The organism is Streptomyces sp. NPDC006365 (assembly GCF_042870755.1).
Lineage (GTDB): Bacteria > Actinomycetota > Actinomycetes > Streptomycetales > Streptomycetaceae > Streptomyces > Streptomyces xiangluensis.
The window spans coordinates 149,846-172,218 of the sequence record NZ_JBIAHS010000019.1 but is presented as its reverse complement, the minus strand read 5'-3'; the positions used below and the strand labels follow the sequence as shown (position 1 = coordinate 172,218).

Below are 22,373 nucleotides of genomic sequence, written 5' to 3'. Positions count from 1 at the left end.
AGGGGTCTTGAAAGGGCCGTGGGATGGATTGGCTCATGTCGGCCGAATGGCTATCGTGTGACAGGAGTGGACGTGGACACGACAGGGTCCACAGGGACTGAATAGTGTCCGAACAGACTTCATGCCCCCACGACTTGGAGCTGAACGTGCACCGCAGACTCATCGCCCCGGGCGCACTCGCGGCCTCCCTGCTGCTGGCGATCCCGGCATCGGCGGCCGACTACGAGCCCGGAGCGCCGGGCATCGGCGACCCCTACTACCCGGCCTACGGCAACGGCGGATACGACGTCTCGCACTACGATCTCCGGCTCAAGTACCAGCCGGAAACAGACAAGTTGGAGGGCACGGCGACCCTCCTGGCGACCACGACACAGGATCTGTCGCGGTTCAATCTGGACTTCCTGCTCGACGTCAGCGAGGTGCGGGTGAACGGCGCGAAGGCGTCGTTCACGACCTCCGGCGAGCACGAACTGGAGGTCACGCCGAAGACACCGCTGCCCAAGGGCACGCCCGTCACCGTGGTGGTGCGCTACAGCGGCGTGCCGTCCTCGAAGTCGGCGTACGGCTTCACCAGTTGGCACCGCACACCGGACGGCGGCGTCGGGGCGAACGAGCCCGAGGCGGCCTGGTGGTGGTTCCCGAGCAACGATCATCCGCTGGACAAGGCCACGTACGACGTGTCGGTGGCGGTGCCGGACGGCTCGCAGGCGATCTCCAACGGCACACTCCAGTCGACGAGTTCACGGGCCGGCTGGACGCGCTACAACTGGCGGTCCGACAAACCGCAGGCCACGTATCTCGCCACGCTTGCGGTCGGGAAGTTCGACGTCACGACCGGCACGTCGGAGAGCGGCATCCCGATCGTCAACGCGTACAGCAAGGATCTGGGCGACAACTACGGGGCGGCGCGCGCGAGCATCGAGCGCACCGGGGAGGTCGCCGACTGGCTGACGGAGTACTTCGGGCCGTATCCGTTCAACGCGCTCGGCGGCTACGTCCCGAACATCACCGAGACCGGATACGCCCTGGAGACCCAGACCCGACCCTTCTACAGCCCGCGCCAGTTCTCGAACGGCACGAATGTGTCCGTGGTCGTCCATGAGCTGGCCCACCAGTGGTACGGCAACCTCGTGTCCGTCGCCGGCTGGAAGGACATCTGGATCAACGAGGGCTTCGCGCGGTACGCGCAGTGGCTGTGGTCGGAGCACGAGGGCGAAGGGACAGCACAGGAGCTCGCGGACTACGTGTACGCGTCGCATCCCGCCGACGACCCGTTCTGGAAGGTCAGGCCTGGTGATCCGGGGCCGGAGAACCAGTTCCATCTCGCGGTGTACGACCGGGGCGCCCTGGCCCTCCAGGCCCTGCGCAACGAGATCGGCGACGAGGACTTCTTCGCCATCCTGAAGGGCTGGCCGAAGGAACATGCGCACGGCAACGCGACGGTCGGCGACTTCGTGAAGTACGCCGAGCGGATCTCGGGCCGGCCTCTTGCCGCCCTCTTCGACACCTGGCTCTACCAGCCCTCGAAGCCGAGTGCGCCCGCGGCCCGGGACGCCTCGATCGCGCCCCTGGCCGGGAAGACTCCGGTCCAGCCGAAGTCCTGGAAGAAGATCGCCGCGACGAATGGCGTGCACGATCACGAGCACGCTCGTGAGAAGGGGCATGAGGACGGGCACTGAGGCGGGGTGAGGCGACGGCGGGCGGGCAGCTCACTGCCCGCCCGCCGCGCTTTCCCACCACTGGTGAGACAGCAATACTGTTGCACCGCACCCGGGCGCGGTACCGCAGTACGCGAAGGAGCAGCAGCCATGTCGACGGACATCGAGGAGCCGAAGCTCACGGTCGACGAGCTGGCCGCGCGTGCCGGTGTCACGGTGCGTACGGTGCGCTTCTACAGCACCAAGGGCCTGCTGCCGCCGCCCGTGCTCGGTCCGCGTCGCGTCGGGCACTACGGGCAGGCGCATCTGTCCCGGCTGGCGCTCATCGAGGAGTTGCAGCGCCAGGGGATGACGCTGGCCGCGATCGAGCGGTATCTGGAGCAGCTGCCAGCCGACCTGAGCGCCCATGACCTGGCGATCCACCGTGCCGTGGTGGCCTCGTGGGCGCCCGAGTCGACGCAGGAGATGAGCCGCGCCGAGCTGGAGCGCCGGGCGGGCCGACCGCTGGGCGAGGAGGACCTGGACCGGCTCGCCGCGATGAACGTCGTCGTACGGACTCCCGACCCGCAGACCTATCAGGTGGATCCGGGACTGCTGCGGCTGGGCGTACAGCTCCTCGACGTGCCGATCGCGCACGAGACGATCCTCGCCGCGCGCACGGTCCTGCTGGAGCACACGCGCGCGGCGGCCCGGGAACTGTCCCGGTTGCTGCGCGACGAGGTGTCCGAACGTGAGTCGATGGCGGAGGTGAAGTCCCTGTCGGCGCATATGCAGCCCCTGGTGGTGCAGGCACTGCTGACCACGTTCCAGCGCTCCCTGAACGAGGAGCTGCGGGAGTGGCTCAAGAGCCCACGGTGAGCGGGGCCGTTCCGGACTCCCGAACGGCCCCCGCCCGCACCGTACTCACCTACGCGTCGCTGAACCGCTCCCCCTTCTCCGCCTTCTGGACGAGCAGCGCCGGTGGCGTGAACCGGTCCCCGTAGCGCTCGGCGAGCTCGCGCGCGCGTGCCACGAATCCGGGCAGGCCGGCATCTGCCCCGGCGTAGCCGTCGTAGCCGTTGATGTACTGCAGGACGCCACCGGTCCAGCCGGGGAAGCCGATCCCGAGGATGGACCCGATGTTGGCCTCGGCGACGGACGTCAGGACGCCCTCCTCCAGGAGCCTGACCGTGTCCAGCGCCTCGGAGAAGAGCATGCGCTCCTGCATGTCCGTAAAGGGGATCTCGGCGCCTTCGCGTGTGAAATGCTCCCGGAGTCCGGGCCAGAGCCGCGTGCGCTTCCCGTCGGCGTACTCGTAGAAGCCCGCGCCGCCGCTGCGGCCGGTACGGCCGAACTCGTCGATCATGCGGTCGACCACCGCCTCGGCGGGGTGCGCCACCCAGGTGCCGCCGGACTCCTCGACGGCCCGCTTGGTCTCGGTGCGGATCTTGCGCGGCAGGGTGAGCGTCAGCTCGTCCATGAGGGAGAGGACCTTGGCCGGATAGCCCGCCTGGGCCGCGGCCTGCTCGACGGAGGCGGGCTCGATGCCCTCGCCGACCATCGCCACGCCCTCGTTGATGAAGTGCCCGATGACCCGGGAGGTGAAGAAGCCGCGCGAGTCGTTGACGACGATCGGGGTCTTCTTGATCTGCCGTACGAGGTCGAAGGCGCGCGCGAGGGCATCCTCACCGGTGCGCCCGCCCTTGATGATCTCGACGAGCGGCATCTTGTCGACGGGTGAGAAGAAGTGCAGCCCGATGAAGTCGGACTGCCGCTCGACGCCTTCGGCGAGGGCGGTGATCGGCAGAGTCGAGGTGTTGGAGCACAGCAGTGCGTCCGGCTCGACGATGTGCTGGATCTCCTGGAACACCTTGTGCTTGAGCGCCGGGTCCTCGAAGACGGCCTCGATCACGGCGTCGCAGCCGGCGAGGTCCTGCGGGTCGGCGGTGGGCGTGATGCGGGAGAGCAGTTCGTCGGCCTTCTCCTGGGTCGTACGTCCCCGGGAGACGGCCTTGGCGCAGAGCTTCTGGGAGTAGCCCTTGCCCTTGGCCGCCGCCTCGGCCGACACGTCCTTGAGAACGACGTCGATGCCCGCGCGTGCGCACGAGTAGGCGATACCCGCGCCCATCATCCCCGCACCCAGGACGGCGACCTTGCGGACCTGGCGCGGCTCGATGCCCTTGGGGCGGTTGGCGCCGGAGTTGACGGCCTGGAGGTCGAAGAAGAAGGCCTGGATCATGTTCTTGGAGGTCTGGCCCGCGGCCAGCTCCACGAAGTAGCGCGATTCGATGACCTGCGCGGTCTCGAAGTCCACCTGGGAGCCCTCGACCGCCGCCGCGAGGATGTTGCGCGGGGCCGGGTAGGGCGCGCCGCCCGTCTGCTTGCGCAGGGTCGCCGGGAAGGCGGGCAGGTTCGCCGCGAACTTGGGGCTGGACGGTGTGCCGCCGGGGATGCGGTAGCCGGGCTTGTCCCAGGGCTGCGAGGACTCGGGGTTGGCTTCGATGAAGGCGCGGGCCTTGGTGAGCAGCTCCTCCTGTGTGGTGGCCACTTCGTGGACGAGGCCGTTCTCGAGCGCGCGCCGCGGGCTGTACTGGGTGCCCTGGAGGAGCACCTTCAGCAGGGCGTCGGCGATACCCAGGAGGCGTACGGTCCGCACGACGCCGCCGCCTCCGGGCAGTAGGCCGAGGGTGACCTCGGGGCAGCCGATCTTGGAGCCGGGAGCGTCGAGTGCGACGCGGTGGTGGCAGGCGAGGGCGATCTCGAAACCGCCGCCCAGGGCCGCGCCGTTCATCGCGGCGACGACGGGCTTGCCCAGCGTCTCGATACGGCGGAGGTCGCGCTTGACGGCGAGGCTCCGCTCGAAGGTGAACTCGGCGGTTTCGGGCGTGACCGCGATCAGTTCACGCAGGTCGCCGCCCGCGAAGAAGGTCTTCTTGGCGGAAGTGAAGATGATGCCGCGGATGGAGTCCTTCTCGGCCTCCAGCCGGTCGGCGATCGTGGTGAGCGAGTCCCGGAACGCCTGGTTCATGGTGTTCGCGGACTGGTTCGGGTCGTCGAGGACGAGGGTGACGACGCCGGTCCTGTCCTGTTCCCAGCGGATGGTGCTCTCGGTCATGGCTGTTGCTCCGTAAAGGGGACGCCGCAAGGGCGGTGGGGGCCGTAGGAGGGGGACGGGACGGACGGGACGTTCACAGACGCTCGACGATCGTGGCGATGCCCATGCCGCCGCCGACACACAGCGTGGCGAGGCCGAACCGCTTGTCCTGGCGCTCCAGTTCGTCGACGAGCGTGCCGAGGATCATCGCTCCCGTGGCGCCCAGGGGGTGACCGAGTGCGATGGCTCCGCCGTTGACATTGACCTTGTCCAGGGACAGGCCCATGTCCTTGACGAAGCGTAGGACGACGGCGGCGAAGGCTTCATTGATCTCGACCAGGTCGATGTCGTCGATGGTCAGTCCGGCCTTGGCGAGCGCCTTGCGGGTCGCGGGCGCGGGCCCCGTGAGCATGATCGTGGGTTCGGAGCCGGAGACGGCGGCGGCGACGATCCGGGCGCGCGGCGTCAGTCCGTACCGCTCGCCCACCTCGCGCGAACCGATCGCCACCAGTGAGGCGCCGTCCACGATGCCGGAGGAGTTGCCCGCGTGGTGCACGTGGTCGATCTTCTCCACCCAGTGGTACTTCTGCAGCGCCACGGCGTCGAAGCCGCCCAGGTCGCCGATGTCCGCGAACGACGGCTTGAGGCCCGCCAGCGAGTCGGCGGTGGTGCCTGGGCGCAGGTGCTCGTCATGGTCCAGGACGACGAGTCCGCTGCGGTCCTGCACCGGCACGACGGACCGCTCGAAGCGGCCGTCCTTCCAGGCCGCCGCGGCCCGCTCCTGGGACAGGGCCGCGTACTCGTCGACGTCCCGGCGCGTAAAGCCCTCGATGGTGGCGATGAGGTCGGCGCCGATGCCCTGGGGGACGAAGTTGGTGGCGATGTTGGTCATCGGATCGGCGAACCAGGCGCCGCCGTCGGAGGCCATCGGCACCCTCGACATCGACTCGACACCGCCCGCGAGCACGAGGTCCTCCCAGCCCGAACGGACCTTCATCGCGGCGAGGTTGACGGCCTCGAGGCCCGAGGCACAGAAGCGGTTCTCCTGGACGCCCGCCACTGTGTCGGGCAGTCCGGACGCGATGGCGGCGATCCGCGCGATGTCCGAGCCCTGGTCGCCGACCGGGCCGACGACTCCGAGCACGATGTCGTCGATCGCGGCCGGGTCGAGGTCCGGGAAACGGCCCCGGAGCTCGTGGATGAGCCCGACGACGAGGTCGATGGGCTTGGTGCCGTGCAGGGCGCCGTTCGCCTTGCCGCGTCCGCGCGGGGTGCGGATTGCGTCGTACACGTACGCTTCGGTGCTCACGGGTCAGCCTTTCGGGGTGGGTTGCTCAGGCGCGGAGGGTTGCTCAGGCGCGAGGACCTGCCGCTTCGTGGGAGGCCACTTCATTCGGGGCCGCCCTTCAGGAGGCCGGGTACGTCCCAGTCGTGGGCCACGGCCTCGGTGTCGGCGCCCGGCTGCGCGGGCCCGCCGCGGACCGAGGTGGGGGTGGCCGAGAAGCGGGGGGCGGGAGCCGGCTGGGTGATGCCGCCGTGGTCGGTGAAGGTGCCGCGGGCGGCGAGGTGCGGGTGGTGCGGCGCCTCGCTCAGGGAGAGGACCGGCGCCACGCACGCGTCGGAGCCCTCGAAGACCGCGGTCCACTCCTCGCGCGTACGGGTCTTGAAGCGGACCTCGACCGTCTCGCGCAGTTCGTCCCAGCGCGCCGGGTCCTTGTGGGCCGAGGCGTGTTCCGGGATGCCGAGGAGGTCCACGAACTCGGCGTAGAACCGCTGCTCGAGCGCGCCCACCGCCATGTACTGGCCGTCTGCCGTCTCGTACGTGCCGTAGTACGGGCAGCCTCCGTCGAGGAGGTTGGCGCCGCGCCGGTCCTGCCAGCGGCCGGCGGCCAGCATGCTGTGGATCATCGCGGCGAGGTGAGCGGCACCGTCGACGATGGCCGCGTCCACGACCTGTCCGGAGCCGGTCGTACGGGCGTGGTGGAGGGCGGCGAGGACGCCGACGACGAGGTAGAGCGAGCCGCCCGCGTAGTCGCCGAGCAGGTTCGCGGGGACGGCGGGCGGGGCCTCCGGGGCGCCGATCATGCCGAGGGTGCCGGTCAGCGCGATGTACGCGATGTCGTGGCCTGCGCGCTGGGCGAGCGGGCCCTGCTGGCCCCAGCCGGTCATCCGTCCGTAGACCAGCTTCGGGTTGCGGGCATGGCATGTCTCGGGGCCGACGCCGAGGCGCTCGGCGACACCCGGGCGGTAGCCCTCGATGAGGATGTCGGCGCGTTCGACCAGGTCGAGGACGCGGGCCGGGCCGTCGTCCGTCTTCAGGTCGACGAGCACGGACCGCTTGTTGCGGTTGGTGATGTCGTAGTCCGGGTCGACGGCGAGGCCGGCGCCGCCGGGCCGGTCCACACGGACGACGTCGGCGCCCAGGTCGGCGAGGAGCATGGCGGCGAACGGACCGGGCCCGATGCCGGCCAGCTCGACCACGCGCACCCCGGCGAGCGGGCCGTGCCCTGCCGTCCCTGCCACTGTCATCGAGCCCCCAACGCTTTGACACTACTGATGTAACACTCGTGATGCTAAGAACGCGTTCCACGCAGCACAAGACTCTGGCGAGCAAGCGCTTAGCCACATGGCTCGGTCATTCTCGACGCCCGGCGCCAACAAGGGAATCGCCAGGGGAATCAGCGCGCGTCCAGCTCCGCTATGAACTTCTTCAGGGCGATCGTGCGGTAGCTCTCCTCGACCCAGTCGCACAGCAGCTCGGCGGCCGGGGAGCCCTTCTCCTCCAGCGGGATACTCACCCAGCCTGCCTTCCCGAGGCCGTACCCTGCGGGCTCGGCACCCGGCGAAGTCATCGCGTGGGCGTGCACCGCCTCGTCTTTGAGCTTCACGGTCACGTACAGGGGATAGCTGCCGTCGGTCACACCGAGGAAGACGAACACCTTCTTGTTGACCTTCGCGACGGTGTCGCCCCAGGGGAAGTCCTCGGTCGCGCCCGGCAGTCCGAGGGCGAACTCGCGCACTTTCTCCCACTTCTTCAGGGCGGTCTCGGTCGCGGCCACGGCTGCCTCCGGTTCTTGGGTACGGCGCCTCGCACGGGGCCGTGGTTCGGCTCCTCGTACTTCACGCTAGCCTCAGCCACCGACAACGGCGCGGGGTGTACGGCAGAGAGGTGCCATGAGCAGCCAGAACGGGACGGAACGGGCGTACGACGTCGTGCTCTTCGGGGCCACGGGGTTCGTCGGAAAGCTCACCGCGGAGTACCTCGCCACGCATGCGCCCGCGGGGCTGCGCTGGGCGATCGCGGCGCGCGACACCGCGAAGCTGGAGCGGCTGCGCGAGCGGCTCGCCTCGATCGACCCGGCCTGTGCCGAGCTGCCCCTGCTCCGGGCGGACGTCGGCGATCCGGCCTCCCTGCGCGAACTCGCGGTCCACGCGCGCGTGGTGGCCACCACCGTCGGGCCCTACCTGAAGTACGGCGAGGAACTGCTCGCCGCCTGCGCGAACGCCGGCACCGACTACGTCGACCTCTGCGGAGAGCCCGAGTTCGTGGACCTCATGTATGTGCGGCACGACGCACGCGCGCGTGAGAGCGGGGCGCGGCTGGTGCACGCGTGCGGCTTCGACTCCATTCCGCACGACCTGGGCGCGTACTTCACCGTCCGTCAGCTTCCCGAAGGGGTGCCGCTGACCGTCGACGGGTTCGTACGCGCCGACGGGATGTTCTCCGGTGGCACATTCGCCTCCGCCCTCAACCAGTTCTCGCGCGGGCCACAGATGGCTGCCGCGGCGCGGGACCGGGGGCGGCACGAGCCGCGGCCGGCCGGCCGACGGGCGTACGCGCCTCTGAGCGCGCCCCGGTACGCCAAGGAGGTGGGCGCGTGGGCGGTGCCGCTACCCACGATCGACGCGCAGGTCGTGCAGCGCTCGGCCCGCGCCCTGGAGCGGTACGGGCCCGACTTCCGCTACCGGCACTACGCGGCCGCGAAGCGGCTGCCGTTCGCGGTGGGCGGTCTGGCCGCGGCCGGTGCGGCCTTCGCGGCGGCGCAGCTGCCACCGGCCCGGCGCTGGCTCTCGGACCGGCTCAAGCCCGGGGAGGGGCCGAGCGAGGAGAAGCGAGCGCGCAGCTGGTTCTCGGTGCGGTTCGTGGGAGAGGGCGGCGGACGCCGCGTCTTCACGGAGGTCGCGGGCGGCGACCCCGGCTACGGTGAGACCGCCAAGATGCTCGCCGAGTCCGCCCTGTGCCTGGCCTTCGACGACCTCCCGCCGACATCGGGCCAGGTCACGACGGCGGTGGCGATGGGTGACCGGCTCATCGAGCGCCTACGGGAGGCGGGAATCAGCTTCCGGGTCGCGGCCTCGCGCTGAGCACTCCGCTGGACGTGCCGATCGAAGCTGCGGGTCCGTTGGGGCTGGTCGCTCCCCCACTCTCAGCCGCCAGGCCCTACCAGCCCATGACCGTGTAGATCATCCCCGCTATCCAGCCGACCCCGGCGAGGACCGCGAGGACCAGGCCCGCCATGAGGGCGCGTTCAACGGGCTGGCTGGGGCTGGCGGCGGGCTTCGGGGCGCGGTGTGTCGTCATGCGGGCCAGCCTGCCGAGCGGGACGGGGGCCCGGCATCCGTACAGATACTCAGACGACGTACTCAGTCGCCTTCAGGGCCTTGCGGCACAGGGCGTCAGCGCGGCGGGTCGTCTCCGGGAGGCGGAAGCGGGGTGCGAGTCGCAGCGTGTGGGCGCAGGCGTTGTCCAGGCTCACCCGGTGACCGACCGAGACGAAGACCGGCTTGACGCCCTGCTGGGTGCGCAGCGCCCGGCCGACCTCCTCCTCGCCCGCGAGCAGCGGTGACGAGGATCCGCGCGGTGCGCCCGGCTCCTCGTACGCGAAGGTGAACGGGTTCTTGGCGACGCCGATGACCGGCAGGCCCGTGAGGACGCCGAGGTGGCTGGCCAGTCCGAAGCGGCGGGGATGGGCGAGGCCGTAGCCGTCGCAGACGACGAGGCCCGGCTCGCAGGGCAGCGCGTCGAGGGCGGCCAGGACGGCCGGGATCTCGCGGAAGGCCAGCAGCCCGGGGACGTAGGGAAAGGACACCCGCCCCACGGCCGTGGACTCGGCCACGATGTCGAGACTCGCCACGTCCAGGACGACGGCCGCGGCCACCACGACGTCACGCCCGTCGTCGTACGCCACGTCCACCCCCGTCACCCGGCCGGTCCCCGGCGGCGGCCCCGGCTCGTCGAGTACGACGCGCCCGTGCAACTCGTCCTGCACGGCACGTGCTTGCTCTTCTGTGGTGGGCCAGCCCGCGGGGATGCGTACGGTCGTCATGGTGGAATCGAGCGTACGCGGCCGGGTGACTTGGGCGGCGTTCAACGGCCGAGGGCCCTCGACAGCTCCTCCTTGTTCATCTTGGAGCGGCCCTCGATGTTGCGGCTCTTCGCCTCCTCGTAGAGCTGGTCGTACGTGGCCCCTTCGCGGGACTCACGGCCGCCGCGACGTTCGGTAAAGGTGTCCTGGGCCGACGTGCGGCTCGTGGTCTTCGACTCGCCGCGCTGAGCGCGTTCCTTGTCGGTGGTTCGGGCGGCGATCTCCTCGGCGCGCCGCTCGCTCGCGCCGCGTTCGCGCTCGCTTTCCCTGATGTGTTCCTGCTGGCGTTCCCGCTTGGAACTCGAGCCACGTGCCATGGCCGGACTCCTTGCTGCTAGAAGACTGCTGGAAGCCGCCCCTCCTCCAGCCAAGCACGGGCCGGGCCCACCCGCATCAGCGCTCCAACCGTGCCACCCTGCCCTGCTCGCCGGAGGCCCAGCAGCCCAGGTCGGGGGTGCAGTCGACGGTGTCGTACGAGCCCGTGTCGAGGGTGCGCCAGGTGCGCCCGCCGTCGGTGGTGAGGTCGGTTCCGGTGGGTCCGACGGCGAGGGCGGCCGAGCGGCTGTGCGGGAGCCAGGTGACGCCGGAGCGATAGGCGGGCGGCGGCTGCGCGGCGGGCGTCCAGGTGCGGCCGGCGTCGCCGCTGACGGCGGCGGCCTGCGGTGACGGCTCGTCCGCGCGGTAGTCGCCGCCGACCGCGATGCCGTGCGTACGGTCGCGGAAGGCGAGGGCGAAGACACCGCGTGCCGGATCGCCCGCGGGAACCGGGGTGTCGGTGGCCGTCCAGGTCCGTCCTCGGTCGGAGGAGTGCAGCACGCGCGCGCGTGCGGCCCCGCCAGTGGCCAGCCACACATCGCGCGGCCCGGAGCTGACGAGGCACTGCCCACTGGCCGCGAAGCCCGCCTCGCCCTCCTGCGCCGCGGGCATCCCGTCGCTGGGCAGCACCTTCCACGAGCGTCCGCCGTCGCTGGTCGACAGGATCCGGAACCTTCCGTCCACGGGGTCGCTCATCGCCAGTCCGTGGCGCCGGTCGAAGAAGGTGACGCAGTCATAGAAGGCCCTCGCGTCGGTGTTGCGGAAGGACTCGGTCCAGGTCTCGCCGCCGTCGTCGGTGCGGAAGATCCGCGAGGCCTCACCCTCGCCGATGGCCAGCACCACGGCACGCTTGCCGTCGAACGCCTCGATGTCCCGGAACTCCAACTCGGCGGCCCCGGGCGGCGATACGTTCCGCCAGCTCGCGCCACCGTCGGAGGTCCGCAGCACGGTGCCGCGGGAACCGGCGAGCCACGCCGTGTTCCGGCTGACGGCGGAGAGACCGCGGAAGCGTACGTCGGTGCCGCTGTCCTTGAGCTCCCAGTGCGGAGGCCGCCGGCCCGGTTCCTCTGCCCGGGCGGGCGCCGCGAGCGAAGCGAGATCGGGGTCCCCCCGGACGGAGTCCGGGGGAGCGGCGGCGAGCGCGGCCCCGCACACCCCCGCCGCCAGCAGTCGCCTCATGAATCTCTTCGGTCGCGTTGTCCCCAAGCCCCTCATGGCGGGCGAAGCTAGCCCACTCCCCCGGTGACGTCCAGATGCCCCAACTGACGACGGTGGCCCCACCGATGATTGAAGGCGGTGACACAGGTCACTCGAATTTGGTGCGTCTTCGTGCGCACGGAATGGCTGATTCTGTCGTCTCTGCAAGTGCCCGGCGTCATCCGTTCACCGTTCGTCAAGCCGTCACAAGGGAGCAGGCGTTGTCCATTGTCATCGAGCAGCCTGTCGAGGCCCGCCTCGTCGCCGCCGCACCGCGGATGCCGAGCATTCCCGCGGCGCTCCACTACGACCCTCGTGAACCGTTCGCCGTCCGTATGACCTTCCCGGCCCCGGCCACCCTCGAAGGCGTGGACGTGTGCTGGACCTTCGCCCGCGAGCTGCTCGTCTCGGGTCTGGAGGAGCCGGTGGGTAACGGCGACGTACGGGTGCGGCCGTACGGATACGACCGCGTCGTCCTGGAGTTCCACGCTCCCGAGGGCACCGCCGTGGTGCACGTCCGCGCGGGTGAGCTGCGGCGCTTCCTTCAGAGCACGACGGGGCTGGTGCCGCTCGGCCTGGAGCACCAGCACCAGGACATCGACCACGCCCTGGCCGAACTTATGCGGGACGCCCGCTAGGCGCTCCGCTGGAAGAACGGTGATGAAACCGCGGGCCGGTGGGGGCCGGCCGTTCCCCCACTCTCGGCTGCGCTCGAGCGGAGGGGACCCCCATCGCGGCGGAGCCGCACATCTAACAGCCCGGCGCCCCTTACAGGGCGCGATGCCGCATCGGACTTCGCCAAGGCTGCTTGAAGGTGGGCCCAAATCGGGGCCCCGTTATTGCGTTGACACGCACCGAGCCCCCTCCTACGGTGTACAGCGGTCCTGTTGCCGTCGATTGGAGAAGGACGTTGCTCGTCTGAGGTCCTGAGACACCGCGCCACACCTGTCTGCGTGTGTGCGCCGCGTGCGACCTCGGCATACGAGCCGTCCTCCGGAGCGGGACCTTCCCCCGGACGTCCAGGACTCCTGCCCGTCTTTGCGGCCGTCGTCGCCCCCCGGTGCCCTGCCGGTGCATGCCGGTGTCTCGATACGCGTTGCCCTGACCGCATCAAGCAACCGCGAGGCCCCATGTCTACCTTCCCCACCTCCATCACCTGCACCTCCCTCCGCTTCGCCTGGCCGGACGGCAGCACCGTCTTCGACGATCTGCAGGTGGCCTTCGGACCCGGAAGGACCGGGCTCGTCGGCGTCAACGGATCAGGAAAATCAACCCTGCTGAAGCTGATCGCCGGGCAGCTCACACCGACCGACGGCACTGTCCGGGTGGCGGGCGAGGTCGGCTACCTGCCGCAGAACGTCGCCCTCGACACCTCGCTGCGCGTCGACGAAGCACTCGACATCGCCGAAAAGCGAGCCGCGCTGCACGCCATCGAGGCGGGCGACGTCGCCGAGCACCACTTCGACGTCGTCGGCGACGACTGGGACGTCGAGGAACGCGCCCTCGCAACACTCGGCGAACTCGGCCTCGGCCACATCGAGTTGGACCGCACGATCGGCGAGGTCTCGGGCGGCGAGTCCGTTCTCCTGCGTCTGGCCGCGCTGCTCCTGCGTCGACCCGACGTACTCCTCCTCGACGAGCCCACCAACAACCTCGACCTGTACGCCCGTCGGCGCCTGTACGGCGCGGTCGATGCCTGGTCCGGAGTGATGGTCGTGGTCAGCCACGACCGCGAACTCCTCGAACTGGTCGACCAGATCGCCGATCTGCGCCGAGTACATACTGCGGCGCGCAGCGCCTCGGTTGAGGGTGGTGGTGGGAGACGGGTGGGAGAGGTCACTTGGTACGGCGGCAACTTCTCAGCGTACGAGGAGGCGCTCGCCACCGAACAGGAGGCGGCCGAGCGCATGGTGCGCGTCGCCGAGGCGGACATGAAGAAGCAGAAGCGCGAATTGGCCGACGCCCAGGTCAAGTTGGCCCGTCGCAAGAGGTACGCGCAGAAGATGTACGACACCAAGCACGAACCCCGGGCCGTGATGAAGCTGAAGAGCCGCGCGGCCCAGGTGTCCGCCGGCAAACACCGCATCATGCACGAGGACAAGCTCGCGGAGGCCAAGGAACGCCTCGACGAGGCGGTCGACGCCGTACGGGACGACGACGAGATCCGCGTGGACCTCCCGTACACGGCCGTGCCGCCCGGCCGCACCGTACTCACCCTCCAGGATCTGGAGCTGAGGTACGGCGCCCGCGTGGCCGGCGGCTTCGAGCTGCGCGGCCCCGAACGGATCGCGCTGATCGGACGCAACGGCGCGGGCAAGACCACCCTGCTCCGGACGATCTCCGGGGAACTGGAACCGCTCTCCGGGGAGGCGCAGGCCCACGTACCCCTGCGTTTCCTGCCTCAGCGCCTCGACGTACTGGACGACGACCTGACCGTCGCCGAGAACGTGGCGCGCTTCGCACCGAGCGCCACGAACAACCGGATCCGGGCCCGCCTCGCCCGCTTCCTGTTCAAGGGCGCCCGCGCCGACCAGCACGCCGCGACGCTCTCCGGAGGCGAACGCTTCCGGGCGACGCTGGCCGCCCTGATCCTGGCCGAGCCCGCACCCCAGCTGCTGATGCTCGACGAGCCGACGAACAACCTCGACATGGCGAGCGTGAGACAGCTGACGACGGCCCTGGAGTCGTACGAGGGCGCGCTGATCGTGGCGAGCCACGATGTGCCGTTCCTGGAGTCGATCGGGATCACGCGCTGGCTGCTACTGGAAGGAGAACTCAAGGAAATCACGCCAGAAGCTGTCGGGTATCCCGGCTAGCTTCGCCGATATGAGCCAACTGACCACCGGTACTCTCCCCCACTCCCAGCTTCGCTCGATCGGACGAAGCCCCGTGTTCATCCAGGTCACAGGGGCCCGGGAGAACAACCTCCGCGATGTCGATCTCCGTATCCCGAAAGGCCGGCTGACCGTCTTCACCGGCGTTTCGGGGTCGGGGAAGTCGTCCGTCGTCTTCGACACGATCGCGGTCGAGTCGCAGCGCCAGCTGAACGAGACCTTCACCTGGTTCATCCGCAACCGGCTGCCGAAGTACGAGCGGCCGCACGCGGAGGCCATCGACGATCTCTCACCGGCGATCGTCGTCGACCAGCGGCCGGTCGGCGGTCACTCCCGGTCCACCGTGGGCACGATGACGGACGTGTACTCGGTGATCCGTGTGCTGTTCTCGCGGTACGGCACACCGAGCGCGGGTCCGGCGACCGCGTACTCGTTCAACGATCCGTCGGGCATGTGCCCCGAGTGCGACGGCCTCGGGCGCACGGTCCGGCCCGACTGGGACCGCATCCTGGACCCGGACCGCTCGCTCGCGGACGGCGCGATCCGCTTCCCGCCGTTCGCCGTGGGGACCTGGCAGGGGCAGGCGTACACGAACACCACCGAGCTGGACCCGCACAAGCCCGTACGCCGATTCACAATCGCCGAGCGGGAGTTCCTGCTGCGCGGGCGCTCCGGGAGCAAGGTCACCGTCAACAACTCGGACGGGAGCTGGAGCACCGACTACGAAGGACTCGCCGACCGTTTCGAGCGGCTGTACCTCAAGCGGGACCTGTCGGCGCTCAGCCAGAAGACCCGCGACCAGGTGCAGCGTTTCCTGACGCAGGACACCTGCCCGGTGTGCCACGGAGCACGGCTGAACGCGGCGGCGCTCGCCACCCGCGTCGGCGGACTGTCCATCGCCGACTGCACCCGGATGCAGATCAGCGACCTGATCGCGGTACTGAAGAACATCGACGAATCCGTCGACCCCGTCGCCGGGCCGATCGCGGGCGCGGCCGTGGCCTCGCTGGAGCGGATCGAGGCGATCGGGCTCGGCTACCTCAGCCTCGACCGGGAGACCGCCACGCTCTCCGGCGGAGAGGGCCAGCGCCTGAAGACGGTGCGGCATCTCGGCTCGAGCCTGACCGGGATGACGTACATCTTCGACGAACCGAGCGTCGGGCTGCACCCGCGCGACGTGGGACGCCTCGGCGATCTGCTGCTGCGGCTGCGCGACAAGGGAAACACCGTGCTCGTCGTCGAGCACGACCCGGACGTCATCGCCCTCGCCGACCATGTCGTCGACCTGGGGCCCGGGGCAGGGGCCGAGGGCGGGCGGGTGGTGTTCGAGGGAACGCCGCGCGCGCTGGCCGCGGCCGACACCCTCACGGGCCGCTGTCTGCGCCGCCGCACCCAGCTCAAGGAGCGAACCAGGCAGGCCACCGGCGGGCTGTGGGTGAAGGGCGCGGACCTGCACAACCTGCGGGACGTCACGGTGGAGTTCCCCACCGGTGTACTGACCGTGGTGACCGGTGTCGCCGGCTCCGGCAAGAGCACGCTCGTCTCCCAGGCGTTCACAGCCGCCCACCCGGACGCGGTCGTCGTCGACCAGTCGTCCATCGGCATCTCGGCGCGGTCCACCCCGGCGACGTACATCGGCGTCATGGACACCGTACGGAAGATCTTCGCGCGGGAGACGGGTACCGAGCCGGGGTTGTTCAGCTTCAACTCCGAAGGTGCGTGCGGGACTTGTCAGGGGCGCGGAATCAGCTACACGGATCTCGCGTTCATGGATCCGGTGACCACCACCTGCCCCGACTGCGAAGGGCGGCGTTTCAAGGACGAGGTACTGCGGCTGACCGTGGGCGGCAACTCCATCGTCGACGTACTGGAGATGACGGCCGATCAGGCGCTGGAGTTCTTCACGGACACGGGCGTACGCCGCCGTCTGCGCGCCCTGCGCGACGTGGGACTCACGTATTTGACCCTGGGTCAGCCTCTGTCGACGCTCTCCGGAGGGGAGCGGCAACGCATCAAACTCGCGACACGGCTGCACCGGACGGGCGCGGTGTACGTCCTGGACGAGCCGACGACCGGGCTGCACATGTCCGACGTCGACGGACTGCTCGCCCTCCTCGACCGGCTGGTCGACAGTGGCAACACCGTCCTGGTGGTCGAGCACAACCTGGATGTCGTGGCGCACGCCGACTGGGTCGTCGACCTCGGGCCCGACGGCGGCAAGGACGGCGGACGGGTGATCTTCGAAGGGCCGCCGCGCGGGCTGCTCGGCGCGGAGGAATCGTTCACGGCCGAGCACCTGCGGCGGGCGGTCGGCATGGGCTGAGTCGCAGGGGTACGCGGGGCCGGGCGCCGAAGCGCCGACCGAGGGGGCTGTTGCCGGACGGGGCGCGGGCTGCATGATGTGCGAATAGATCCCCTACGGACCCCTTCGATTCGGAGACCCGCGCGTGCCCAGCCAGAAGGCCCTCATCCGCCGACCCAGCCCCCGTCTGGCCGAAGGACTGGTTACGCACATCGAGCGGGAACCGGTCGACGCCGAGCTCGCGATGCAGCAATGGGAGGCGTACGTCGGAGTGCTCGGCGCGCACGGCTGGGAGACCATCGAGGTGGAGCCCGAGGACGACTGCCCCGACTCGGTGTTCGTGGAGGACACGGTGGTCGTCTTCCGTAACGTGGCGCTCATCGGCCGCCCGGGCGCCGAGTCGCGGCGTGAGGAGACCGCCGGGGTCGAGGAGGCCGTGGCCCGGCTCGGCTGCTCGGTGAACTGGGTGTGGGAACCGGGCACACTCGAGGGCGGCGACGTCCTGAAGATCGGCGACACCGTGTACGTGGGGCGCGGCGGGCGCACCAACGCGGCGGGCATCCAGCAGCTGCGGGCCGCCTTCGAACCGCTCGGCGCCCGTGTCGTCGCCGTACCGGTGAGCAAGGTGCTGCATCTGAAGTCGGCGGTCACCGCGCTGCCCGACGGCACGGTCATCGGACACGAGCCACTGGTGGACACACCTTCGCTGTTCCCGCGGTTCCTGTCGGTGCCGGAGGAGTCCGGCGCCCATGTCGTTCTCCTGGGCGGCGGAAAGCTGCTGATGGCGGCGAGCGCACCCAAGACCGCCGAACTGTTCGCCGATCTCGGTCACGAACCGGTCCTCGTGGACATCAGCGAGTTCGAGAAGCTCGAGGGCTGTGTGACATGCCTCTCGGTCCGGCTGCGGGAGCTCTACGCCTGACCGGCGGGCCGGGACACCCGCCCCGCCGGGGACCTGCGGGTCCGTGTGCGACACGGGCCGAGCTGGAAGATCCCGCTGTTCAGGGGCTGTTCACCGATGTGAGGGGCCCTTATAGCGCACTTAACCTACGGTGTCGTAACCTACGGTCTCGTAGCCTACGATGCCGTAGGTTCGCCAACCTCTGCTCGTACGTCCCCTGGAGCACCCATGACGATCACTTCCCCTCACCTCGGCAGCCCGTCCTCCACCTGGACAGACGCACGTCTGCTGTACGCGCTGGAGGAAGTTGTCGAGACGGAGCTCAACCGCCACCTCAAGGTGGCCAAGGACTGGATGCCGCACGAATACGTGCCGTGGAGCGACGCCCGTAACTTCCCCGGTTTCTTCGAGGACGGCGAGGCCTGGGGCAAGGAGCAGTCCAAGGTCACCGAGATCGGACGGATCGCGCTGGTCGTCAATCTTCTCACCGAGGACAACCTCCCCAGCTACCACCACGAGATCGCATCCCTCTTCGGCCGTGACGGCGCCTGGGGCACCTGGGTGCACCGCTGGACCGCCGAGGAGGGCCGACACGGCATCGTGATGCGCGACTACCTGCTCGCGTCGCGCGCGGTCGACCCCGACAAGCTCGAGGCGTTCCGCATGGCGCACATGAGTGAGGGTTTCGAGTCGGACAACCGCCACTCGATGCTGCACTCCGTCGCGTACGTCGCCTTCCAGGAGCTCGCCACCCGCGTCTCGCACCGAAACACCGGTCACCAGTCCGGCGACCCGGTCTGCGACCGCATGCTGGCGCGCATCGCGACCGACGAGAACCTGCACATGGTCTTCTACCGGAACCTTCTGAAGGCCGCCTTCGAGCTCGCCCCCGACCTGACCATGCAGGCCGTCCGCGACGTCATCATCAACTTCCGGATGCCCGGCCACGGCATGCCCGGCTTCGAGCGAGCCGCCGCCCAGATGGCGATCGGCGAGGTCTACAACATGCGCATCCACCACGACGACGTGCTGCAGCCGGTGCTGCGCCACCTCAAGGTCATGGAGATCGACGGCCTCGGCCCGGAGGGTCTCAAGGCCCAGGAGGAACTCGGCATGTTCATGGGCGGTCTGGACGCGGAGGCCCTGAAGTTCGACGAGAAGCTGGCAGCGCGTAAGGCGAGGATGGAGGCGCGCGCCAAGGCGTAAGCGCCCCTCCGTACGAGCCCCGCAGGCGCCCGGCCCATCCGCCGGGCGTCTATTCGTGCGCCGTGACCACCGCCAGTGCCGCGTCGCGGACGTCGGGCAGTGCGTGGCGGCGTAGCAGCCTGAGGTTCTCTCGCCAGGGTGCCGACCAGGCCGTACGGCTGCCGAGGGCGCCGGTGAGGGCTACGGCGAGCAGTCCCTGGGCGTGGCCGCCATGGGCGGTCAGGCGGCGGGTCACGTGCAGCAGCACCTCGGGGTCGCCCTCGTGCACCTGGCGGCTCAGCCGCTCGCCGACGTCCTGTGCCATGCGAGCCGCGAGCGCAGGGCGGCCCTTGGTGAGGGCGGCGAGGCCCTCGAGCCGGGCCGGGTCCGCGTCCAGGTCCAGGTGGAACGCGGCGATTTCGGCGGCCTGCGGAACGAAGCCGTCGTATCCCGCGAGGAGTCCGCTCGCGGCGAGAGCGGCGGGGCGAATGGACCGAGGGGCGGTTCTGCCCTGAAAGCTGAGGCGCAGGACGAGGTTCTCGATACGGCGGCGCGCGGGGCGGTCGCGATGTTCCTCGGCGTCGTGCAGGGGCTCCACGGCCGGGGCCGCATCCTCGGCGTCACGCGGGTCCTCCACCGCCGGGGGCGCGCCCTCCGCCTCCGCCAGCGCCCGCAACGCCCGTAGCAGGCCCTCGCCGCCCCGTTCCGATCCCGCGGCGGCCGTCACGAGGCCGTTCGCGGCGGCGTGCCAGGAAACTCGCTCCGCCAGGTTCGCGGCGGCGTCGGCCAACACCGTCGGCGCGTCCGGCGACCACGGCGCCCAGCGGGCCAGCGCGTCGAAGGCCACGGTCGCCGTCTCCGGGTCGTCTGTGTCGCAGACGTCGCGCACCAGGCGGGCGTACCGCTCGCGGTGGGGCTCGGAGAGGTCCAATGGCGAGACGCGCAGAACAGCCGTGCGCAGGACGGGTTCCGCGCCCGCGGCATCGCCCAGCAGCCCCCACATCGCCTCCTCGGCGAGCAGCGGGCCCGCGAAGGCGACGCAGGCGGCTCGTACGTCGCGATGGGTGCCCGGTCGCGCGTACGCCTCCGTGAGCAGCTCCGCCGCCCTCGGCACCGGGAGGCGTACGGCGGCCAGGCGTGCGGCCTCCTTGCGGCTGGTCACCTTCACGTCCGGCCCGAGCAGGATGGCGCGGAGCTGCTCGGCGAGGAGGGACGGCGCCGCATACCGGGACGCCTGCGTGGCCGCGTACACCGCCACTCGTGCGTGCTCGCCGCCGGCGTGCGCGAGCAGTTCGGGCAGCGCCTCGGCGGGCCGGTCGGTGCGGGCGAGGGCGGCCAGGGCCGCCTCGGCGAGGACGACGTCCTCGGAGCCGGTCCAGCGACGTACGAGATCGGCGCCGATGCCCGGCACGAGCGCACACTGCTCGACCGCTTCGGCCCGCTCCCACAGCGGAAGCCCGTCGTCCTCGGCGAGGGCCGCCAACTGCCGGGCCACCGCCTGCTGTTGGCGTGGCACCCAGCGTCGGATGTCGCGGTCCACCCATACGGACCAGGGGCTGCCCTTGGTCAGGAACCGGCCGTACGGCGGGGTGTCGGCGAGCAACGGGTCGAGCAGGTCCGTACGACATCGCGTGACGATGGCCTGCACCGACGGCAGCGCACCGGCGGACGGCTCAAGGGCGAGGATCCGGGCCGCCCTCCCCCAGACTCCGTCCGGAGGGACCCCCATCTCGCTTCCCCCGCCCCGGGTCGCGGGCGGCTCCAGCCACAGATCGACCGCCTCGCGCGCGGTCGTGTCACTGCCGTAACGGATCGCCTGCCACAGGAGTTCCTGCAGTTCTGGCATGCCGGCGGCGCGCCGGCCCACGGCTCGGGTGAGCGCGAAGGCGAGGCTGTAGTCGGACTTCTCGGCACCCGCTTCGATCCAGGGACGCAGCGCCTCGTACACCTGGTGTTCCTGGCCGCGCCGCAGTGTGTGGTCGAGGCGGCCGAGATCGGCGCCGCCGGTGTTGCCGGAGATCCGCACCAGCGTGCGCAGTGCCCAGTTCACCAACTCCCGTCGCCCGTTTGCCGCGTGCTCGCGGAGCACACCGACGGCGAGCCGGCTCAGGTGGTAGCGGGTGTCGGACGAGGAATCGGGGGCCTGAACGGCGTCGACTGCGATGCGGTCGAGGAGCGGTTCCGCGTCCTCGGTCAAGAGGGCGGGCCTGACTCGGGCGAGCGCTCCGAGTGCCGCCTCGCGCACCGGGTCCTGCTCGTTTCGCAGCCGCCCCATCTCCTCCAGTACGGCGATGACGGCTTCGGGGCCGCCGGAACGGCCCGCGTTGCGGATCAGGAACGGCCAGGCCTCGACGCGGTCCTCGGCGGCCGGACGCCGGGTGGCCTCGACGAGCCGTTCGCGGACCTCGGCGACGGGCAGAAAGGACTCGAAGCGCATCACCTGGATCTCGCGGCCGCCGCCCTCGCGCAGCGTCGCGGCCATCCGACGGGCCTCGTCGGCGACACGGCTGCGGGGCAGCGCTTCGAGAAGGCCCTCGTCGAGGGGCCCGACGCCCCGGCCCTCGTGTACCTCCGTGTAGAAGGCGTACCGCTGAGCGGGCGGCAGCGCCTTCAGGAGCGGGGGAAGGCTGCCGTACGGCAGCAACGTCCTGCCGTAAACGACGAGTTCGGGCGCCCCGGAGCGGGCCAGCCTGCGCCGCACGGTCGCGCTCATCGAGTGAACGCCGACGACGCCGGACCAGGCGGGCGTGAGAAGCAGCCGCACCACGCGTCGCGCGTCGGCGGTGGTGAACGCGGCCACATGGGTGCGGAGTCGGTGCGGCAGGGTCGCGGGGCCCAGACGTTCGAGGAGTTCGAGCACGCGCAGGGGCTCGGCGGGCGTTACGGCGGCCACGGCGTCCGTGTAACGATCCCACCAGGCGCCGCGCATCGCCTCGGGCAGGCCGGCCAACTCCCGTTCCACCACGTCGAGGAGAGCGTCGGGATGCCGCTTGGCGAGCTGCCGCCATCCGGTGACCGCATGGAACAGCTCGGGCAGCAGCCGGGCGACCCTGTCCGCCGAACAGCCGGGCAGCAGCCGGGCCGCCTCGGCATCGCCCCAGTCACGTCGCAGCCCGTCGATCAGCCGGTCGGAGAGCGCGGTGCGCCGCCCGGTCACGATCGCCCGCAGCAGTCCGCGGCGGATGGCCTCAGGCGCGTCCGCGAGCGCCGACTCGTAGACGGAGTCGGAGACTTGAAGGCTGTCGGCCACGCGCAGCGCGTGTCCCCGGATGTACGGATCGGGGTCGGCGACGCGTGCGGCGATCCACTCGGCGTCACGGGCGACGGACGCCGCGACGACGGCGATCCCGCGCTCGTAGGGGCCACGGGCTTCAAGTGCCTCCAGCACGGGCCGCAGCGGGTGGCGCATGTCCCGTACGCGCGCGGCGAGTTCGCGCATACGCTCCGAGTACGAAAGCGGATCGAGAACGTTCAGCAAGCTGTCGGCCTCGTACTCGGCCTCGTATTGCGGGGTGCTGGGCATGCGCTGGATTCTGCATGCT

At 70.4% G+C, this 22,373-nt stretch carries 16 protein-coding genes and 1 pseudogene; 8 read left to right on the top strand and 9 right to left on the bottom strand.

Annotated features, from left to right (window positions below):
* Window positions 1-146: 146 nt before the first annotated feature.
* Both ACFYO0_RS37125 and ACFYO0_RS37120 read left to right on the top strand, forming a co-directional pair.
* The gene (locus ACFYO0_RS37125) at window positions 147-1,679 is read left to right on the top strand and encodes a M1 family metallopeptidase (RefSeq protein ID WP_388685193.1); all 1,533 of its coding nucleotides are present in this window, start codon (window positions 147-149) and stop codon (window positions 1,677-1,679) included.
* An 80-nt stretch (window positions 1,680-1,759) separates the two neighbouring features.
* Window positions 1,760-2,516 (top strand): annotated as a pseudogene (locus tag ACFYO0_RS37120) (MerR family transcriptional regulator).
* Window positions 2,517-2,565: 49 nt separating this feature from the next.
* On the opposite strand, the gene ACFYO0_RS37115 reads toward ACFYO0_RS37120, so the two are convergent.
* The 4 genes from ACFYO0_RS37115 to ACFYO0_RS37100 form a co-directional block, all read right to left on the bottom strand.
* Window positions 2,566-4,752: a 3-hydroxyacyl-CoA dehydrogenase NAD-binding domain-containing protein gene (locus ACFYO0_RS37115; protein WP_388685189.1), complete on the bottom strand. Its 2,187-nt coding sequence runs from the start codon at window positions 4,750-4,752 to the stop codon at window positions 2,566-2,568.
* A 73-nt stretch (window positions 4,753-4,825) separates the two neighbouring features.
* Window positions 4,826-6,040 carry an acetyl-CoA C-acetyltransferase gene (locus ACFYO0_RS37110; RefSeq protein ID WP_388685188.1) on the bottom strand — a complete coding sequence of 405 codons (1,215 nt, stop codon included), beginning with the start codon at window positions 6,038-6,040 and terminating at the stop codon, window positions 4,826-4,828.
* A gap of 80 nt (window positions 6,041-6,120) precedes the next feature.
* A complete protein-coding gene (locus ACFYO0_RS37105; protein WP_388685187.1) occupies window positions 6,121-7,260 on the bottom strand; it encodes a CaiB/BaiF CoA transferase family protein in 1,140 nt (379 codons plus the stop codon).
* Window positions 7,261-7,409: 149 nt separating this feature from the next.
* Window positions 7,410-7,790 carry an MmcQ/YjbR family DNA-binding protein gene (locus ACFYO0_RS37100; protein WP_388685184.1) on the bottom strand — a complete coding sequence of 127 codons (381 nt, stop codon included), beginning with the start codon at window positions 7,788-7,790 and terminating at the stop codon, window positions 7,410-7,412.
* Between the two features lie 115 nt (window positions 7,791-7,905).
* On the opposite strand from ACFYO0_RS37100, the gene ACFYO0_RS37095 reads away from it, so the two are divergent.
* On the top strand, window positions 7,906-9,096 hold the full coding sequence (locus ACFYO0_RS37095) for a saccharopine dehydrogenase family protein (RefSeq protein WP_388685183.1): 1,191 nt from the start codon (window positions 7,906-7,908) through the stop codon (window positions 9,094-9,096).
* Between the two features lie 76 nt (window positions 9,097-9,172).
* Here the strand turns inward: ACFYO0_RS37095 and mmpA are convergent, their stop codons facing one another.
* From mmpA to ACFYO0_RS37075, 4 genes are all read right to left on the bottom strand, one after another.
* Window positions 9,173-9,313: a morphogenic membrane protein MmpA gene (mmpA, locus tag ACFYO0_RS37090; RefSeq protein ID WP_386341829.1), complete on the bottom strand. Its 141-nt coding sequence runs from the start codon at window positions 9,311-9,313 to the stop codon at window positions 9,173-9,175.
* Between the two features lie 49 nt (window positions 9,314-9,362).
* Complete coding sequence (locus ACFYO0_RS37085; RefSeq protein ID WP_388685180.1) at window positions 9,363-10,058, bottom strand: endonuclease V; 696 nt, start codon at window positions 10,056-10,058, stop codon at window positions 9,363-9,365.
* A 41-nt stretch (window positions 10,059-10,099) separates the two neighbouring features.
* A complete protein-coding gene (locus tag ACFYO0_RS37080; RefSeq protein ID WP_388685177.1) occupies window positions 10,100-10,414 on the bottom strand; it encodes a plasmid stabilization protein in 315 nt (104 codons plus the stop codon).
* Between the two features lie 76 nt (window positions 10,415-10,490).
* A complete protein-coding gene (locus tag ACFYO0_RS37075; protein ID WP_388685175.1) occupies window positions 10,491-11,591 on the bottom strand; it encodes a WD40/YVTN/BNR-like repeat-containing protein in 1,101 nt (366 codons plus the stop codon).
* 239 nt (window positions 11,592-11,830) lie between these two features.
* Between ACFYO0_RS37075 and ACFYO0_RS37070 the strand changes: the two genes are divergently transcribed.
* The 5 genes from ACFYO0_RS37070 to ACFYO0_RS37050 all read left to right on the top strand — a co-directional run bounded on the left by ACFYO0_RS37070 (window position 11,831) and on the right by ACFYO0_RS37050 (window position 18,852).
* Entirely contained in the window at window positions 11,831-12,247 is a 417-nt protein-coding gene (locus ACFYO0_RS37070; RefSeq protein WP_388685172.1) for an SsgA family sporulation/cell division regulator, read from the top strand.
* A gap of 492 nt (window positions 12,248-12,739) precedes the next feature.
* Window positions 12,740-14,425: an ABC-F family ATP-binding cassette domain-containing protein gene (locus ACFYO0_RS37065; RefSeq protein WP_388685171.1), complete on the top strand. Its 1,686-nt coding sequence runs from the start codon at window positions 12,740-12,742 to the stop codon at window positions 14,423-14,425.
* Window positions 14,426-14,435: 10 nt separating this feature from the next.
* Window positions 14,436-16,766, top strand: coding sequence for an ATP-binding cassette domain-containing protein (locus ACFYO0_RS37060; protein WP_388685168.1), 2,331 nt, complete (start codon window positions 14,436-14,438; stop codon window positions 16,764-16,766).
* Between the two features lie 124 nt (window positions 16,767-16,890).
* Window positions 16,891-17,667: a dimethylargininase gene (ddaH, locus tag ACFYO0_RS37055; protein WP_388685165.1), complete on the top strand. Its 777-nt coding sequence runs from the start codon at window positions 16,891-16,893 to the stop codon at window positions 17,665-17,667.
* 207 nt (window positions 17,668-17,874) lie between these two features.
* Window positions 17,875-18,852: an acyl-ACP desaturase gene (locus ACFYO0_RS37050; RefSeq protein ID WP_388685162.1), complete on the top strand. Its 978-nt coding sequence runs from the start codon at window positions 17,875-17,877 to the stop codon at window positions 18,850-18,852.
* A gap of 49 nt (window positions 18,853-18,901) precedes the next feature.
* Here the strand turns inward: ACFYO0_RS37050 and ACFYO0_RS37045 are convergent, their stop codons facing one another.
* Window positions 18,902-22,354: a hypothetical protein gene (locus ACFYO0_RS37045; RefSeq protein ID WP_388685159.1), complete on the bottom strand. Its 3,453-nt coding sequence runs from the start codon at window positions 22,352-22,354 to the stop codon at window positions 18,902-18,904.
* Between the last annotated feature and the right edge of the window lie 19 nt (window positions 22,355-22,373).

Coding starts and splice junctions, on each gene's coding strand:
- mmpA (WP_386341829.1), bottom strand. CDS start 9,313: ATGACGACACACCGCGCCCCGAAGCCCGCCGCCAGCCCCAGCCAGCCC.
- ACFYO0_RS37050 (WP_388685162.1), top strand. CDS start 17,875: ATGACGATCACTTCCCCTCACCTCGGCAGCCCGTCCTCCACCTGGACA.
- ACFYO0_RS37065 (WP_388685171.1), top strand. CDS start 12,740: ATGTCTACCTTCCCCACCTCCATCACCTGCACCTCCCTCCGCTTCGCC.
- ACFYO0_RS37105 (WP_388685187.1), bottom strand. CDS start 7,260: ATGACAGTGGCAGGGACGGCAGGGCACGGCCCGCTCGCCGGGGTGCGC.
- ACFYO0_RS37080 (WP_388685177.1), bottom strand. CDS start 10,414: ATGGCACGTGGCTCGAGTTCCAAGCGGGAACGCCAGCAGGAACACATC.
- ACFYO0_RS37045 (WP_388685159.1), bottom strand. CDS start 22,354: ATGCCCAGCACCCCGCAATACGAGGCCGAGTACGAGGCCGACAGCTTG.
- ACFYO0_RS37060 (WP_388685168.1), top strand. CDS start 14,436: ATGAGCCAACTGACCACCGGTACTCTCCCCCACTCCCAGCTTCGCTCG.
- ACFYO0_RS37115 (WP_388685189.1), bottom strand. CDS start 4,752: ATGACCGAGAGCACCATCCGCTGGGAACAGGACAGGACCGGCGTCGTC.
- ACFYO0_RS37075 (WP_388685175.1), bottom strand. CDS start 11,591: ATGAGGCGACTGCTGGCGGCGGGGGTGTGCGGGGCCGCGCTCGCCGCC.
- ACFYO0_RS37085 (WP_388685180.1), bottom strand. CDS start 10,058: ATGACGACCGTACGCATCCCCGCGGGCTGGCCCACCACAGAAGAGCAA.
- ACFYO0_RS37095 (WP_388685183.1), top strand. CDS start 7,906: ATGAGCAGCCAGAACGGGACGGAACGGGCGTACGACGTCGTGCTCTTC.